This is a genomic window from Aequorivita sp. KMM 9714 (assembly GCF_011065475.1).
GTDB lineage: Bacteria > Bacteroidota > Bacteroidia > Flavobacteriales > Flavobacteriaceae > Aequorivita > Aequorivita sinensis.
Window position 1 is genome coordinate 345108 of the sequence record NZ_JAAGRO010000002.1, and the last position, 14686, is coordinate 359793.

Consider the following 14686-nt stretch of genomic DNA (forward strand, 5'->3'; position numbering starts at 1 on the left):
AATATGTTTTCACTCTTTTGGGAAAATGTTCGAATTGCACTTGGCTCTATTAAAGGGCAACTGCTTAGAACTATATTAACTATCGTAATTATCGGCATTGGTATTTGGGCTCTTGTAGGTATTTTAAGTGCCGTAAAAGCTCTAGAAAACACTATATCGGGCAATTTCGCCTCTATGGGTGCTAATACTTTTAATATTCAACGATACGAATTTGAAGTACAAAGTAATAGAAGCGGCGAACGCGAAAAGGTAAACCCTATAATTAGCTACAACAACGTTCGTGAGTTTTTAAATAAATATGAATTCCCACAAACAAAAACTTCGCTTTCATTTTTAGGTACCGCCGGCGCCGAGGTAAAATTTGGCTCTGAAAAAACAGATCCAGAAGTAAAAGTTTATGGTATTAATGAAAACTATCTTGAAACCTCAGGTACAGAAATAGAAAAAGGAAGAAATTTTACATTTTTTGATGTTGAAAACAACAATAAGGTGTGTATTATAGGTTCCGATTTTATGAAAAGTCTTTTTAAGAATGAAGACCCTATTAATAAAACAATTAGCATACGCGGGGTTAAGTTTAAAGTTATAGGCATACTAGAATCTAAAGGCTCTACATTTGGCAATAATCAAGATTTAAGGGTTTTAATTCCCGTTCAAGTTGCTCGAAGTATGTACACTCAGCCTAATATTAATTACAACATTAGTGTAATGGTTGGCGACAAACAGTATATGGAAGCGGCACAAGATGAAGCTATAATTACCTTCAGAAACATACGCGGACTTAGTCCGGTAGAAGAAAATAATTTCGGTCTTGAACGCAGTGACGATTTAATAAATAGAATTGCAACAATGACGGGGTATTTAGAAATTGCCGCTTGGATAATTAGTATTATCACAATTTTGGGGTCTTCAATAGCTCTGATGAATATTATGCTAGTATCTGTTACCGAGCGTACTCGGGAAATTGGTGTCCGCAAGGCATTAGGAGCCAAACGATCTACAATATCTACACAGTTCTTTATGGAAACTATAGTAATTGGTCAGTTTGGAAGTATTCTCGGGATTATTCTCGGAATCCTAACTGGATATGGCTTCGCAAAAGCTTTCGATTTCGAATTTACCCTACCTTGGACTGCAATGATTTGGGCTACAATAATAACCTTTATAGTAGCTGTTATTGCAGGCTCCTATCCTGCTTCAAAAGCTGCACGTTTAGATCCTATTGAGAGTTTAAGATATGAATAAGTAAAACCATAAAATAAGAAAAGCCCCAAATCTCAAAATTAAACTTCTGAAATTTGGGGCTTTTTAATTTGAAAATTATTCTTTCAATAGGTCGCTAAAATAAATATAAAGTTCACCTTTTGTAATAACAGCACCTTGCTGAATTAGAATAAAAACATCTTTATTTCTATCTTCTTTTATTGCTTTAGTAGATGTGTACAAGCTTACAGCATCGTCGTGTAAATTTTGCTGAAGCCACTTGTAGCCGTATTCGGTTGTAATATCAACCTCTTCCTTATCAATTTTTATTGCGATAAGCTCCATAAAAGCATCAGTAATATGAAAAAGCATTAATTGCTTAGGCGAAATGTGCTCTAGGTATTTAACTTTCTTAAGCACACCTTCCCATATTAAGTCGCTAAAAACATCTAACTCTTCTTCAGCTACTTCAGGTTTTTCAACTTTTAACTTAGCCCATTCGTCTGCAGTAATAGACTGAGTAGCTAGAAAGTTGATAAACTCCTGGTGTAATTCTTCAAATTGTTCTTTTGTTAATCTGGCGTATTTCATTTTTGGTATCTGTTATCTATTGTAATTGAAAACCTATTTCCAAATAAAAAGCCTTCCTCAAATTGAGAAAGGCTTTTTTATATTCAATTGAATAAATTATTTTGCTTCCGCAACAACCTCAAATGCGAAGTTGCTAATCACGTCTCTGTGGAAACGGATAGTTGCTTCGTAAGGTCCTGTACGCTTAATGGCTCCACCTGGAATCATGATGAATTTCTTCTCGATAGATACACCTGCTTTTTCAAGTGCTTCTGCAAGATCAGCGTTGTTTACTGAACCGAATAATTTATCACCTTCACCAGTTTTGGCAGAGATTTTAATTTCAAGTCCGTTTAATTTCTCAGCCTGTGTTTTTGCTTCATCAACTATTTTCTGTTCTTTAAAAGCGCGTTGCTTTAAAGTTTCAGCAAGTACTTTTTTAGCTGAAGGAGTAGCAAGTACCGCATGTCCTTGAGGTATCAAGTAGTTTCTTCCGTAGCCGTTCTTAACAGTTACAATATCATCTGCAAAACCCAGATTTTCTACGTCATTCTTTAATATAAGTTCCATAATACGTTCTGGTTTTTTATTTTAATAGATCGGTTACATATGGCATAAGTGCCAAGTGGCGTGCTCTTTTAACTGCAACTGCAACTTTTCTTTGGTACTTCAATGAAGTTCCAGTAAGTCTTCTTGGTAAAATTTTACCTTGTTCGTTTACAAATCTTAATAAGAAATCTGCATCTTTATAGTCAACGTATTTAATACCTGACCTTTTAAACATACAATACTTCTTAGTCTTGTTTGTTTCTATATTAAGCGGAGTAAGATATCTGATCTCTCCGTCTTTTTTTCCTTTTGCTTGTTGTTGTAATGTTGCCATAATTTAAGCTGATTTTTTATTGCGATTTCTTCTCTTCTCTGCCCAAGCAATTGCGTGCTTATCAAGGCTTACAGTAAGGTAACGCATAAAACGCTCATCCCTTTTGAATTCAGTTTCTAATTCGTTTACAGTATCACCTTCTACAGTGTACTCAAACAGGTGGTAAAACCCACTTTTTTTCTTTTGAATTGGGTAAGCAAGTTTCTTCAAGCCCCAATTTTCTTTGGATATCATCTTAGCACCTTTAGAAACAAGAAAATCTTCGTATTTCTTTACTGTCTCCTTTATCTGATCTTCAGATAAAACGGGATTTAAGATGAAAACAGTTTCGTAATGATTCATAAAAAATCTATTAAAATTATTATTAAAACTCCTTGACTTCCTGCCAAAGAGGGTGCAAAAGTAATACATTATTTGGTTTAATCAAACCTATTTTTAAATAGAATTTAAAGAAATGCCCAATAAATCTTCAAGTTGATACACTTTACTAAAGTTTTTATATACTCGACATATTCTAAATTTTAATAATTATCCACATCTATATTAATACGCACACTTGAAAAATCTTTAATCGTATTAAAACTACGCTGTACATTATTAATATATTTCTTACTCTTATCTAAAGACTGATCCTTCGGAATTTTGATGAGGATATTAATAATATACATATTCTTAATCCTTCCAATTGGTGGGGGTTCAGGACCTAAAACATTTTCTTTAAACGGAACTTGTAACGCTTGAGCAAACCAAGCAGAAGCTTTTTGAACTTTTTTTAAATTCTTGTCTTTAAAAACAATTTTTATAGTTCTATAGTATGGAGGATATTTAAAATTGTACCGCTCTTCTAATTGCTCCTCATACATCTCGGCATAATCATTCACGCTAACTTGCTTTAAGATTTGATGATACGGATTGTACGTTTGTATTAAAACTTTACCTCTTTTTTGTGTACGCCCTGCCCTACCCGACACTTGTTGAAGTAATTGAAAACTTCGTTCATGAGCTCTAAAATCGGGGAAGTTTAAAAGGTTATCGGCATTCATCACCCCTACCAAACCTATATTTCTAAAATCTAACCCTTTAGCCAGCATTTGAGTACCCACCAAAATATCTATTTCTTCGTTTTCCAGTGCTTCAATAAGTTTTGAATACGCGTGTTTTCCCCTGGTAGTATCTTGGTCCATCCGTGCGATTTTGTGATTCGGGAAAAGTGGTTTTAATTCGTTTTCAACTTGTTCGGTTCCAAATCCTTTTGTGTCTAGCGTTTCACTTCCACAAGCTATGCAACTTAGCATCATCGCTATTTTGTATCCGCAGTAATGGCAACGCAACTGATTTTTATATTGATGAAAAGTTAGACTTACATCGCAATTAGGGCATTGAGGCGAAACACCACAAGTTGTACACTCTACCACTGGCGAATAACCTCTTCTATTCTGAAAAAGAATAACCTGCTCCCCATTTCCTAACGTTTCACGCATTTCTTCCAGCAGTCTATCACTGAAATGCCCCGTCATTTGCTTTTTACGGCTTTTCTCCTTTATATCTACCAATTCAATTTCAGGCATTAGTACGTTTCCGAAACGCTTTTTTAGGGTTACCAACCCAAATTTTCCTGTTTTAGCATTGTAATAGCTTTCTAAAGATGGCGTTGCAGAACCCATCAAAACCTTTGCTTTGTGAAGTTTTGCTAATACTATAGAGCTGTCTCGAGCGTTGTAACGTGGCGAAGGACTGTATTGCTTAAATGATGGTTCGTGCTCTTCATCTACTATTATGAATCCTAAATTTTTAAAAGGTAAAAATAATGATGAACGCGCACCAATTACCACTTGTGCTTTTGGCTTTTCATTTAATACATTATTCCAAACCTCAACCCTTTCATTTACTGAAAATTTTGAATGGTAAACAGAGATTTTTTCTCCAAAATATTTTTGAAGTCGAGTAATTAATTGTGTAGTCAAGGCAATTTCAGGTAGCATATATAAAACCTGCTTTCCCGTAGCTATCATTTGTTCTATTAAACGAACATAAATTTCGGTTTTCCCACTAGATGTTACGCCGTGAAGTAACACAACATCTTTTTCAGTAAAAGTAGCTTTAATCTCTTGGTAGGCTTTTGTTTGTGCTTCGCTTAACTCCTTAATATCTGTGGTAGCTTCACCAGAAAACTCTACCCTATCTTTTTGAATAAAATATTCTTCTAAAACTCCTTTATCGATAAGCGATTTTAAAGTGGAAGCCGAGGCATTACTTTTCTTTTGAAGTGCTGTAGTTGTAATCGGTTTTTTTGTCTGACTACTCAGTACAAATAGATTCATAAGCATTTCGCGTTGTTTTGGAGCACGACTCATCGAATCTAAAAGTTGACGTAAATTCTCTTCAGAATTATATTCAGGTGAAAGCTTCACATAGCGAACAAGCTTTGGGGTGTATTGCTCGTAAACGGTTTCTTCAACATCAACAACTTTTTTATCTATTAATTTATTAATAACAGAAACTACATTTTTCTTATCGAGTATAGAGCGCACCTCATTTATATGTAATGAAGTTTGATTTTGAAGCGCTTCAAATACTAAGAACTCTTCATCTGTAAGTGATTTCTCCTCTATATTAATTTCGGTAGAAAGCTTAATCATTGTTTCACTTTCCAATAAAAAAGCACTTGGTAAAGCAGCCTTAATCACTTCCCCTATCGAACACATATAATACTTCGCAATCCACTCCCAATGCTTTAACTGATGAGTTGTAATTATGGGGGTTTCATCTAAAATATGATCTATAGACTTGGTTTCGTAACCTACCGGAGCTTGATCGTGAACTTGATAAACAATTCCCGTAAAAACTTTTGACTTTCCAAATGGGATAGCTACACGCATACCCGGTTGCAGAAAAGCCGCTTCATCCTTATTTACACTATAGGTGAAGGTTTGTTTTAAAGGAATAGGAAGAATAACATCTATGAAAAACAAGTGGAAAAATTATTAGATTAATTATTTGATTTGAAGACACAAAAAAGGCCACCAAAATGGTGGCCTAAAGATACTGTTTTTATGATTTTTTAATTCACTCTAGACCAAGTTTGTGTTCTTCCTAAAAGTGAAAAACCAACATATCCACGTACGTCAAGCTTATTTGCTCCATTTAATTTAATATAGCTTTTATAAACTTTCCCGTTTAATGGGTCCATAATTGTTCCGTCGTTGTATTCATCGCCATCTTTCTGAAGGCCTTTAAGTATTACAAGCCCTTCTATTGGCTTCCCTTTATCCGCTCCTGGGCATTTATCGCATACTGAATTTTTCTTAGCAGGATTTAAAATTTCTACTATTTTACCATAAACTTTACCGTTTTGCTTATAGATTTCAACAATAGATTTTGCTTCACCTGTTTCGTCGTCAATAGTTTTCCATTTTCCAGTTACATCTTGAGCCGAAGCAGCAAAAACAGTCATTAAAGCTAATGAGAGTGTTAAAAATATTTTATTCATAATTTGAAGAGATTAAGTTATTTTTTAATTTTTTCTTTAAGCTGCTTAATTGAAACATTCAACTCAAAACCTAGCAGCAAAAGGTTTGCGTTTATCCAAATATATAACATCAATATCAAAAGTGCACCAATAGAGCCATATAACTCGTTATAATTTGAAAAATTATTAATATATATTCCGAAAAAATATGTGGTTAACAAGAACAACACTGTAGTAACTACTGCTCCAATGGAAAAAAAGCTAGAAGACTTCCCTTCTTTGGTACCGAAGTAATACAAGGTCGCAATTACTACATAGATCATAATTAGGAATACAAGGAATTGAAAGAACTGAATCCAAAACAAATCGTTATCGATATAAGCTCTAGATTGGAAGTCGCGAATAATAAATTCTCCATAAAGGATAACCCCTACTGAAGTTAACAACAACAATGCCAAGAAAATAGCAACACTTAGAGCTACAAGGTATTGACGGAAAAAATTCCTATTTACAGATACGTGAAAAGAGTATTCAAATGCACTAAATATAGCATTCACCCCATTTGCTGATAAGAACAGCGACAGTATAAACACAAACGACAGCAATCCAGAGCGTGGGTTTACCGCAATATCTGCAATAATTGGATAGAAAAACTGTGTGGTTTGCGGAGGTAATAAAGCTTCAATAAATATTAAAAACCGCGTTTGAAACCCATCTATACGGATGTAAGGAATAAGGTTTAAAAGTAAAAGCAAAAAAGGAAATAACGCTAAAAAGAAACTATAAGCAATAGAACTAGCTCGCGGTGAAAAGGAACCTTTTAAAATACCATTTACATAAATTTCTAATAAATGATATAGTGAAAACTGACCTAATCCTGGGAGTTTAATTCTTTTTGTTACATCAACCAATTCCCGTATCACAGGAATTTTTATTTCCTTTTCTTGGTTTTCGCTCATTTAACCGCTTTTAGGCTAAGATCCATATTATAAACCGAATGCGTTAACGCACCACTTGAAATATAATCTACACCACATTCTGCATATTTTCTAACTGTTTCTAATGTAATTCCTCCACTAGACTCTGTTAAACACTTACCGTTAATTAGTTTTACAGCCTTACGAGTATCTTCGTAATTAAAGTTATCGATTAATATTCTATATACTCCGTCACTTTGAAGGATTTCTTCAATTTCAGCAAGATTTCTTGCTTCAACAATTATTTTAAGATCAAAATGATTTTCTTTTAAATATGCTTGCGTTTTTTCAATAGCCTTAGTAATACTTCCACAGAAGTCGATGTGGTTATCCTTTAGCATTATCATATCATATAACGCAAAACGATGGTTCTCTCCACCTCCTATCTTTACAGCCCATTTTTCTAATGCGCGAATTCCAGGTGTGGTTTTACGAGTATCTAGAATTTTGGTATTAGTGCCTTCCAAAAGCTTAACATATTGATTTGTTTTAGTTGCAATTGCACTCATACGTTGCATAGCATTCAAAACCAATCTTTCAGCTTTTAAAATTGACTGTGAAAGTCCTGAAACATAGAAACACACATCTCCATATTTTACTGGAGAGCCGTCTTTTATTTTTACCTCTACTTCAAGACCTGGATCTATATATTCAAAAACTTGTTTCGCAAAATCTATCCCTGCAATAATACCTTCGTCCTTTACCAAAAGCTTAGCCGAACCGGTAGCATCTTCTGGAATACAGGCTAATGAACTATGATCGCCATTCCCTACATCCTCACGAATTGCATTTGCGATTATGATATCTATCTCTTTGTTGAATTGTTTTTCTGAAATCATAGCTTAAAATTTTAGCTAAAATACTTTAAAAAGTTAGAAAGTCGAAGTGAGAAGTAGGAAGAGACAGCTATTATCTTTGTATTTTTGAAATCTGAAAACTTTTAGATGAAAATTACACTACTCGCAATAGGTAAAACCGACAATAAACAGTTACAATCCCTAATGGATGATTACATCAAAAGATTGGGGTTTTATATTCCTTTTGAATTGGAAGTAATTCCAGATATTAAAAATGCAAAAAACTTATCTGAAGCCCTTCAAAAACAAGCTGAAGGTGACGAGATCCTAAAACGAACAAATACGGCTGATGTATTGATTCTTCTCGATGAAAAAGGAAAAACATATACTTCTGAAGGATTTTCTCAATTTTTACAAAAGAAAATGAATAGCGGCCTGAAAAATCTAATTTTTGTAATTGGCGGCCCTTATGGATTTAGCGAGGAAGTATATAAACGCGCAAACGGAAAAGTATCACTTTCTTCAATGACTTTTTCTCATCAAATGGTAAGGTTATTTTTTATTGAGCAACTATATCGCGGGTTCACTATTTTAAGAAATGAACCCTATCATCATAGGTAGTCCAGGGCTTCGGTGTATTTTAATTTTTTTTACAAAAAACAGAAATACTCAGCCACCTTCAATTGTTCAATATTTCATATTTTAATCTTGATGCTTAGCTTTTATTGGCTAATCACCATTGACAATCTATAAAATCTGTTAGCATGTGGAATAGTAATCCTACTGCTATAATTCTTGTTTTTTTGAAAAACAACATCACCACATAAACCACCATTGCCCAATAAGTGTGTAATGGGTGGAAATTAATACTACATCTTCCTGAATCAAATATAGGCGTAGCCAAAAGATGATCTAAATCTACTAGCATTGTAGCCAACATTATTAACCAAGCTTTTTTCCATTCTTTTCTGAAGAAAACATAAGCTATTAGTCCAGGAACTAATAAATGTAATGTATAATGAATAATCGTTTGAAGCATTAAAATTTTTATGGAAGTAATTTAATCGTTGAAAACAATGAATTCTATAATTAAAGCAAGAGCTATCAAAACCACAATACTTACGGCAACCCAAGCATACACATTATAAAACTTCTTGATATCGCGAAAATCTTGATTTGGTATTGTTTCAATACTAGCAACTATATCATTTTCAATTAGCAATGAATCTACTTTTTGCCTATCAGTTTCAAGAATGAAATACCTAATTCCACCATCTAAAAATGCTTGTTCCTTTACTTCAGAATAGAATGGCAATTGTTTGCGGGTCATCGCATTTTCAAAGTTGATTTTATCTTTCCATAAAACATACAACTTTAAATGATCTTGATGCTTTATATAAAAATTCTCATTCATTCTGATAATTCATACAATAAAGCAGTCAATTGCCCCCAATTCCTCTACTCTATAGATTCAATCAACACTCCCAACATCTCAATTGCTGCATCGCTAATGCGGGTTCCGGGACCATAAACAGCTATAGCCCCTGCATCAAAAAGGTATTGATAATCTTGTGCAGGAATTACACCGCCAACGATAACCATAATATCCTCACGGCCGTAATTTTTTAAAGCTTCAATTACTTGAGGCACTAACGTTTTATGGCCTGCTGCCAAAGACGACACGCCTAGAATGTGGACATCATTTTCTACAGCTTGTTTAGCAGCTTCGGCTGGAGTTTGGAATAGTGGACCTATATCCACATCAAAGCCTACGTCGGCATAACCCGTAGCAACAACTTTCGCTCCACGGTCGTGGCCATCTTGCCCCATTTTTGCAATCATAATACGTGGACGACGTCCTTCCAATTCTGCGAACTGGTCTGCCATCTCCCTTGCTTTTGCAAAGCTTTCATCTTGTTTTATTTCTTTACTATACACGCCGCTAAATGATCTTATTTGTGCTTTATACCTTCCGAATTCTTTTTCCATTGCGGTAGAGATTTCGCCAAGAGTTGCTCTACAACGAGCAGCTTCTACAGCTAAAGCTAATAAATTTCCTTCACCTGTACGGGCGCATTCGGTAATATCTGCAAGTGCTTTTTCAACTTTAGTATTATCGCGAGTAGATTTTATTTGATTTAAGCGTTCAATCTGTGAAGTTCTAACCTTTTTATTATCAACATCTAAAATTTGTAATGGGTCTTCTTTAGCCAATCGGTATTTATTAACCCCAACAATTACATCCTGACCACTATCTATTCGCGCTTGTTTTCTAGCCGAAGCTTCTTCAATGCGCATTTTAGGAATACCCGCTTCTATAGCTTTTGTCATCCCTCCTAACTCTTCAACTTCTTCAATTAAAGCCCAAGCCTTATTAGCGATTTCATTAGTTAGACTTTCTACATAATAACTTCCTGCCCACGGATCAACAGTTCTTGTGATTTGGGTTTCAGTTTGTAGATAAATTTGTGTGTTTCTCGCAATACGGGCAGAGAAATCTGTTGGTAAAGCAATAGCTTCATCTAATGCATTGGTATGTAAAGACTGCGTACCACCGAATGCCGCTGCTGCAGCCTCAATTGCAGTTCTAGCAACATTGTTAAACGGATCCTGCTCGGTAAGACTCCACCCGCTGGTTTGACAGTGCGTACGCAACGAAAGTGATTTTTCGTTTTTAGGATTGAATTGCTTCACAATCTTAGCCCATAGCATTCTAGCAGCTCGCATTTTTGCGATTTCCATAAAATGGTTCATCCCAATTGCCCAAAAGAAAGAAAGTCTAGGTGCAAAGGTATCTATATCCATTCCTGCTTTAATTCCTGTTCGGATGTATTCCAATCCATCAGCCAAGGTATATGCAAGTTCAATATCTGCCGTTGCTCCAGCTTCCTGCATATGATATCCAGAAATAGAAATGCTGTTGAATTTAGGCATATTTTTAGAAGTGAATTCAAAAATATCACTGATAATCTTCATCGATGGTGTAGGCGGATAGATATAAGTATTCCTCACCATAAACTCCTTTAAAATATCGTTTTGAATAGTTCCCGAAAGATCTTTTGGTGCAACACCTTGTTCTTCGGCAGCAACAATGTAGAATGCCATAATTGGTAGTACAGCACCATTCATCGTCATCGATACACTCATCTTATCTAAAGGAATTTGATCGAAAAGAATCTTCATATCCTCAACGCTATCAATAGCCACTCCTGCTTTACCAACATCACCTTCTACCCTTTCGTGGTCGCTATCATAACCTCTATGCGTAGCAAGGTCGAAAGCTACTGAAAGTCCTTTCTGACCTGCAGCTAAATTTCTTCTATAAAAAGCATTACTGTCTTCTGCAGTAGAAAAACCTGCATATTGACGAATTGTCCAAGGACGACGCACATACATAGTAGAGTATGGTCCGCGAAGATTTGGAGTAATTCCCGCTACAAAGTTTAGATGCTGAAGCTTGTCAATATCTTCCTTGGAGTATTCTTTTTTTAATTCAATATTCTCCGCTGTGGAAGAAGTATCATCATTCAATTCTGAATTCTGAATTCTGAATTCTGAATTATCCAGGCTAATATGTTGTATATCTCTTCTACTCATTGCTTAATCTTTCTTGTTCAACTTTTTCTGCCAAACGTTTTTGAATGATTGGAACTATTAGGGTTTTTACCGGATTGTGCTTTACAAACGGAAAAAGCTCAATATCCTCTTTCATTCTATCATTCTTGTTAATGTGATAGTTGGTTCCCAATAGTTTTAATTCGCCACTATCAAAAAGCTGCTGTTCTTTTTCAGCGCTTTCTTTAATTTTCTTCTGAATTGTTTCTTCTTTTAACTGCTTTAGAAAACCACCGTTCTTCTCAATGTCTTTAAACAGTTTTAATGCTTTTTCAGCCAAATCAGTTGTAAGTTGCTCGATATAATAAGTTCCGTCAGCAGGATTACTTACACTTTCAAAATAACTTTCGTGTTTTAAAATCAATAATTGATTTCGCGAAATGCGCTCACCAAACTCGTTACTTTTGTGATAAATTTCATCATAAGGCAAGTTACAAACTGTATCAGCACCTCCTAAAACAGCACTCATACATTCGGTAGTACTTCGCAATAAATTTACGTTGTAATCGTAAAGGGCTTTATTGCGTTTTGAAGGTGTAGAAACAATATGGCAGGTTTCTTTTACCCCATATTCGTTAGCCAAAACTTTATAAAGCTTTCTTAAGGCTCGGACTTTTGCAATTTCAAAGAAATAATTAGCTCCTGTAGCTAATTGAAAAGTCATATTTAAGTTTTGAGCTTCTTCCTTGTTTAAAATCTCAGTAGTAGCTTGAGAATCTTCCGAATTAATTAAGTGATTTAGATATTCATTTGCGTGAGACAAGGCGTAAGCCAATTGCTGCACGATGTTAGCACCAGCATTTTGGTAAACAGTTGTATCTACAGATAAGAGGTTTAAAGAAGTATTTTTCTTTATAACACTCTCTAAAATTTCGTGATCTTTCTTTAAGTTATGAAACCAATTTCCAGTACGAGTTAAATTTCCAATAATATCAATATTGTAATATACTGATGCTTCTTTATTTGCAAAGAACTTGAAAAGTTTAGTGTAAAACGCTTCTGAAAGAAATTTTAAGTTGAAATAAACTGAGACATTCTCACGTGGAAAATCTTTAAAAACAACTTTAATATCAAAATCTTCGTCTGCAGTGAAAATTATAGCATTTGCACCTCTGTTAATTGCATCAACAGCAATATTATTAGCTATTTGCTCGTCATCGATAAATATTTTTTGGGCAATCTTCCATGATTCGGGCTGCCCTGGAATTGGAGAAAACTCATTATCAAAATCATCTTGATGATAAAAAGGTTTTACGTGTACTCCTTCAGGACTTTGCCAAACTAATGTTTCGTTATAATCTGCGCCCTTTAAGTCAAATTGAATTTGCTGTTTCCACTGTTTAGCTGAAACTTCGTCAAATTCTTCAAATAGAAACTCACTCATCGCTTATCTTCTTTTTTAATACTATCTTGATTTTCGATAATATAAATATCTTCGTTTTCTTTTTTCAAATAATACTTTTCTCGAGCAAATTTTTCCATTTCCTCTTTATCTTGCATTTTCTTTATAAATGCTTTATCATTTTCTATCTCTTTTTGATAGAATTCGGCATTCTCTTCAAGCGCATTAATTTCACTGTCTAATTCGTGGTGAGTTAGATAGGAATTTGCATCAAAAAACAACATCCAAATAATGAACACAACAAGAATTAGTACGTATTTGTTACTTACAAACCGCACGAATTTATTATTCCTAAGTTCTGATAAACCCACTATTCTTTAAGTCTTATTTTATGGTCTATAATACTTCTTATAACTTCTACAGCTACAGTATTGTACTTGTTTGTTGGTATAATTATATCGGCATACTCTTTTGTAGGCTCGATAAATTGTTGATGCATCGGTTTTAATGTGGTTTGATACCTATTTAAAACTTCTTCTAAGTCACGACCACGAGTGGCAATATCGCGTTTTAATCTGCGTATTAATCGTTCGTCGCTATCAGCATGTACAAATATCTTAATATCAAACATATCGCGAATAACAGGATCTGATAATATTAATATTCCCTCTACAATTATAACCTTTTTTGGGTAGGTAGTAATTGTTTCTCCTGTACGATTATGTTCTATAAACGAATAAACTGGTTGCTCAAACGAATTTCCAGCGCGAAGTTCTTTTAAATGACTAGCTAGCAATTCAAAATCGATAGCTTGTGGATGATCAAAGTTTATTTTAGTTCGTTCGTCTAATGTTAAATGACTTGTATCGTGATAATATGAATCTTGAGATATTATACACACTTCATCTTCTGGAAGTTCTGATACAATTTGATCGACTACTGTAGTTTTACCACAACCGGTTCCTCCGGCAATGCCAATTATGAGCATATTTAAAAGATTTTTACAAAGGTAGGGAAAATGGTTTCAAGTTCCACCCTTAGATAGCACTCCGGTTGTTAGTTTAGGTTTATTTTTTATTACTTCAGGTTATAGTGAAAGCCTAAAAGCTTTACACTATTTAAAACTATGTCAATCAATTTTGTTTTGAGTATGGTTTTCTTTTTTAATTTTGAAACGCTCAATTATTTAAAATGAAAACAATCCTCTTATACCCATCATATTTTCCTACTATCGAACAAATGGCTGCGGTAGCGCAGGCTGAAAAAGTGGTTTTTGAAGTGGAGGATAACTACCAAAAACAAACTTACCGAAATCGAACATATATTGCGCATAGCAACGGGAAATTACTAATGAACATTCCAGTGAAGCACAGCAAAAATGGAAATCGTCAAAAAACTAAGGATATTTTAGTAGAAAACGATTTTCCTTGGCAAGAACATCATTGGAAGAGTTTGCAAAGCGCTTATCGCACCTCTCCTTTTTTTGAGTTTTATGAAGATGACCTAGAACCTATATTCACCGAAAAGGTTGAAAACTTAATGGAGTTCAACCTAAATATATTTAATATACTATGCGAATTAATAGGAATAGAGATTGAAGTTTCACATACCACAGAATTTGAAAAGGAACCCGAAATTGATGACCTACGTATATTAGTTAATGCTAAGAGGAAGTCGGCATTTAATTGTGAAAAATACACGCAAGTTCACGAAGCAAATCATTCATTTTTACCAAATCTATCGGTATTAGATTTACTGTTTAACGAAGGGCCAAACACACTAACGTATTTAGAGAATGCCGAAGTTTTTGAGAATTACATCAAAAGCTAA

The 14686-nt window shown here is 34.4% G+C and carries 17 protein-coding genes; 3 read left to right on the plus strand and 14 right to left on the minus strand.

The window, feature by feature from the left end:
* Positions 1–3: 3 nt before the first annotated feature.
* The gene (locus G3A46_RS07810; protein ID WP_165148440.1) at positions 4–1245 is read left to right on the plus strand and encodes an ABC transporter permease; all 1242 of its coding nucleotides are present in this window, start codon (positions 4–6) and stop codon (positions 1243–1245) included.
* A gap of 75 nt (positions 1246–1320) precedes the next feature.
* Here G3A46_RS07810 and G3A46_RS07815 read toward each other — a convergent pair whose 3' ends face one another.
* From G3A46_RS07815 to nadC, 8 genes are all read right to left on the minus strand, one after another.
* A complete protein-coding gene (locus G3A46_RS07815) occupies positions 1321–1794 on the minus strand; it encodes a DUF6495 family protein (protein WP_165148443.1) in 474 nt (157 codons plus the stop codon).
* 96 nt (positions 1795–1890) lie between these two features.
* Positions 1891–2343, minus strand: a complete 453-nt coding sequence (gene rplI, locus G3A46_RS07820) for a 50S ribosomal protein L9 (protein ID WP_165148446.1) — start codon at positions 2341–2343, stop codon at positions 1891–1893.
* A 16-nt stretch (positions 2344–2359) separates the two neighbouring features.
* A complete protein-coding gene (rpsR, locus tag G3A46_RS07825; RefSeq protein WP_073216777.1) occupies positions 2360–2656 on the minus strand; it encodes a 30S ribosomal protein S18 in 297 nt (98 codons plus the stop codon).
* Positions 2657–2659: 3 nt separating this feature from the next.
* Positions 2660–2998, minus strand: a complete 339-nt coding sequence (rpsF, locus tag G3A46_RS07830; RefSeq protein ID WP_139854930.1) for a 30S ribosomal protein S6 — start codon at positions 2996–2998, stop codon at positions 2660–2662.
* Between the two features lie 179 nt (positions 2999–3177).
* Complete coding sequence (gene priA / locus G3A46_RS07835; protein WP_165148449.1) at positions 3178–5628, minus strand: primosomal protein N'; 2451 nt, start codon at positions 5626–5628, stop codon at positions 3178–3180.
* An 89-nt stretch (positions 5629–5717) separates the two neighbouring features.
* Entirely contained in the window at positions 5718–6146 is a 429-nt protein-coding gene (locus G3A46_RS07840) for a DUF2147 domain-containing protein (protein WP_165148452.1), read from the minus strand.
* A gap of 17 nt (positions 6147–6163) precedes the next feature.
* Positions 6164–7084 carry a YihY/virulence factor BrkB family protein gene (locus G3A46_RS07845; protein WP_165148455.1) on the minus strand — a complete coding sequence of 307 codons (921 nt, stop codon included), beginning with the start codon at positions 7082–7084 and terminating at the stop codon, positions 6164–6166.
* Positions 7081–7941 (minus strand): carboxylating nicotinate-nucleotide diphosphorylase, encoded by an 861-nt coding sequence (gene nadC / locus G3A46_RS07850; protein ID WP_139854934.1) that lies wholly within the window; start codon positions 7939–7941, stop codon positions 7081–7083. Before nadC ends, G3A46_RS07845 begins: the two co-directional genes overlap by 4 nt.
* Positions 7942–8046: 105 nt before the next feature.
* On the opposite strand from nadC, the gene rlmH reads away from it, so the two are divergent.
* Positions 8047–8520, plus strand: a complete 474-nt coding sequence (rlmH, locus tag G3A46_RS07855) for a 23S rRNA (pseudouridine(1915)-N(3))-methyltransferase RlmH (protein WP_165148458.1) — start codon at positions 8047–8049, stop codon at positions 8518–8520.
* Positions 8521–8632: 112 nt separating this feature from the next.
* On the opposite strand, the gene G3A46_RS07860 is transcribed toward rlmH, so the two are convergent.
* The 6 genes from G3A46_RS07860 to udk form a co-directional block, all read right to left on the minus strand.
* A complete protein-coding gene (locus tag G3A46_RS07860) occupies positions 8633–8938 on the minus strand; it encodes a DUF6122 family protein (protein WP_165148461.1) in 306 nt (101 codons plus the stop codon).
* Positions 8939–8959: 21 nt separating this feature from the next.
* Complete coding sequence (locus tag G3A46_RS07865) at positions 8960–9313, minus strand: hypothetical protein (protein WP_165148464.1); 354 nt, start codon at positions 9311–9313, stop codon at positions 8960–8962.
* 44 nt (positions 9314–9357) lie between these two features.
* Complete coding sequence (gene scpA, locus G3A46_RS07870; protein WP_165148467.1) at positions 9358–11496, minus strand: methylmalonyl-CoA mutase; 2139 nt, start codon at positions 11494–11496, stop codon at positions 9358–9360.
* A complete protein-coding gene (locus G3A46_RS07875; protein WP_165148470.1) occupies positions 11489–12898 on the minus strand; it encodes a methylmalonyl-CoA mutase subunit beta in 1410 nt (469 codons plus the stop codon). Before G3A46_RS07875 ends, scpA begins: the two co-directional genes overlap by 8 nt.
* The gene (locus tag G3A46_RS07880) at positions 12895–13155 is read right to left on the minus strand and encodes a septum formation initiator family protein (RefSeq protein ID WP_347237687.1); all 261 of its coding nucleotides are present in this window, start codon (positions 13153–13155) and stop codon (positions 12895–12897) included. Before G3A46_RS07880 ends, G3A46_RS07875 begins: the two co-directional genes overlap by 4 nt.
* 71 nt (positions 13156–13226) lie before the next feature.
* Entirely contained in the window at positions 13227–13844 is a 618-nt protein-coding gene (udk, locus tag G3A46_RS07885; protein WP_139854941.1) for a uridine kinase, read from the minus strand.
* Positions 13845–14047: 203 nt separating this feature from the next.
* Between udk and G3A46_RS07890 the strand changes: the two genes are divergently transcribed.
* Entirely contained in the window at positions 14048–14686 is a 639-nt protein-coding gene (locus G3A46_RS07890) for a WbqC family protein (protein ID WP_165148476.1), read from the plus strand.

Bases quoted from the DNA above. Each gene is read 5' to 3' on its own strand.
- G3A46_RS07810 (WP_165148440.1), top strand. From the start codon at position 4: ATGTTTTCACTCTTTTGGGAAAATGTTCGAATTGCACTTGGCTCTATT.
- G3A46_RS07815 (WP_165148443.1), bottom strand. From the start codon at position 1,794: ATGAAATACGCCAGATTAACAAAAGAACAATTTGAAGAATTACACCAG.
- rplI (WP_165148446.1), bottom strand. From the start codon at position 2,343: ATGGAACTTATATTAAAGAATGACGTAGAAAATCTGGGTTTTGCAGAT.
- rpsR (WP_073216777.1), bottom strand. From the start codon at position 2,656: ATGGCAACATTACAACAACAAGCAAAAGGAAAAAAAGACGGAGAGATC.
- rpsF (WP_139854930.1), bottom strand. From the start codon at position 2,998: ATGAATCATTACGAAACTGTTTTCATCTTAAATCCCGTTTTATCTGAA.
- G3A46_RS07840 (WP_165148452.1), bottom strand. From the start codon at position 6,146: ATGAATAAAATATTTTTAACACTCTCATTAGCTTTAATGACTGTTTTT.
- G3A46_RS07845 (WP_165148455.1), bottom strand. From the start codon at position 7,084: ATGAGCGAAAACCAAGAAAAGGAAATAAAAATTCCTGTGATACGGGAA.
- nadC (WP_139854934.1), bottom strand. From the start codon at position 7,941: ATGATTTCAGAAAAACAATTCAACAAAGAGATAGATATCATAATCGCA.
- rlmH (WP_165148458.1), top strand. From the start codon at position 8,047: ATGAAAATTACACTACTCGCAATAGGTAAAACCGACAATAAACAGTTA.
- G3A46_RS07860 (WP_165148461.1), bottom strand. From the start codon at position 8,938: ATGCTTCAAACGATTATTCATTATACATTACATTTATTAGTTCCTGGA.
- G3A46_RS07865 (WP_165148464.1), bottom strand. From the start codon at position 9,313: ATGAATGAGAATTTTTATATAAAGCATCAAGATCATTTAAAGTTGTAT.
- scpA (WP_165148467.1), bottom strand. From the start codon at position 11,496: ATGAGTAGAAGAGATATACAACATATTAGCCTGGATAATTCAGAATTC.
- G3A46_RS07875 (WP_165148470.1), bottom strand. From the start codon at position 12,898: ATGAGTGAGTTTCTATTTGAAGAATTTGACGAAGTTTCAGCTAAACAG.
- udk (WP_139854941.1), bottom strand. From the start codon at position 13,844: ATGCTCATAATTGGCATTGCCGGAGGAACCGGTTGTGGTAAAACTACA.
- G3A46_RS07890 (WP_165148476.1), top strand. From the start codon at position 14,048: ATGAAAACAATCCTCTTATACCCATCATATTTTCCTACTATCGAACAA.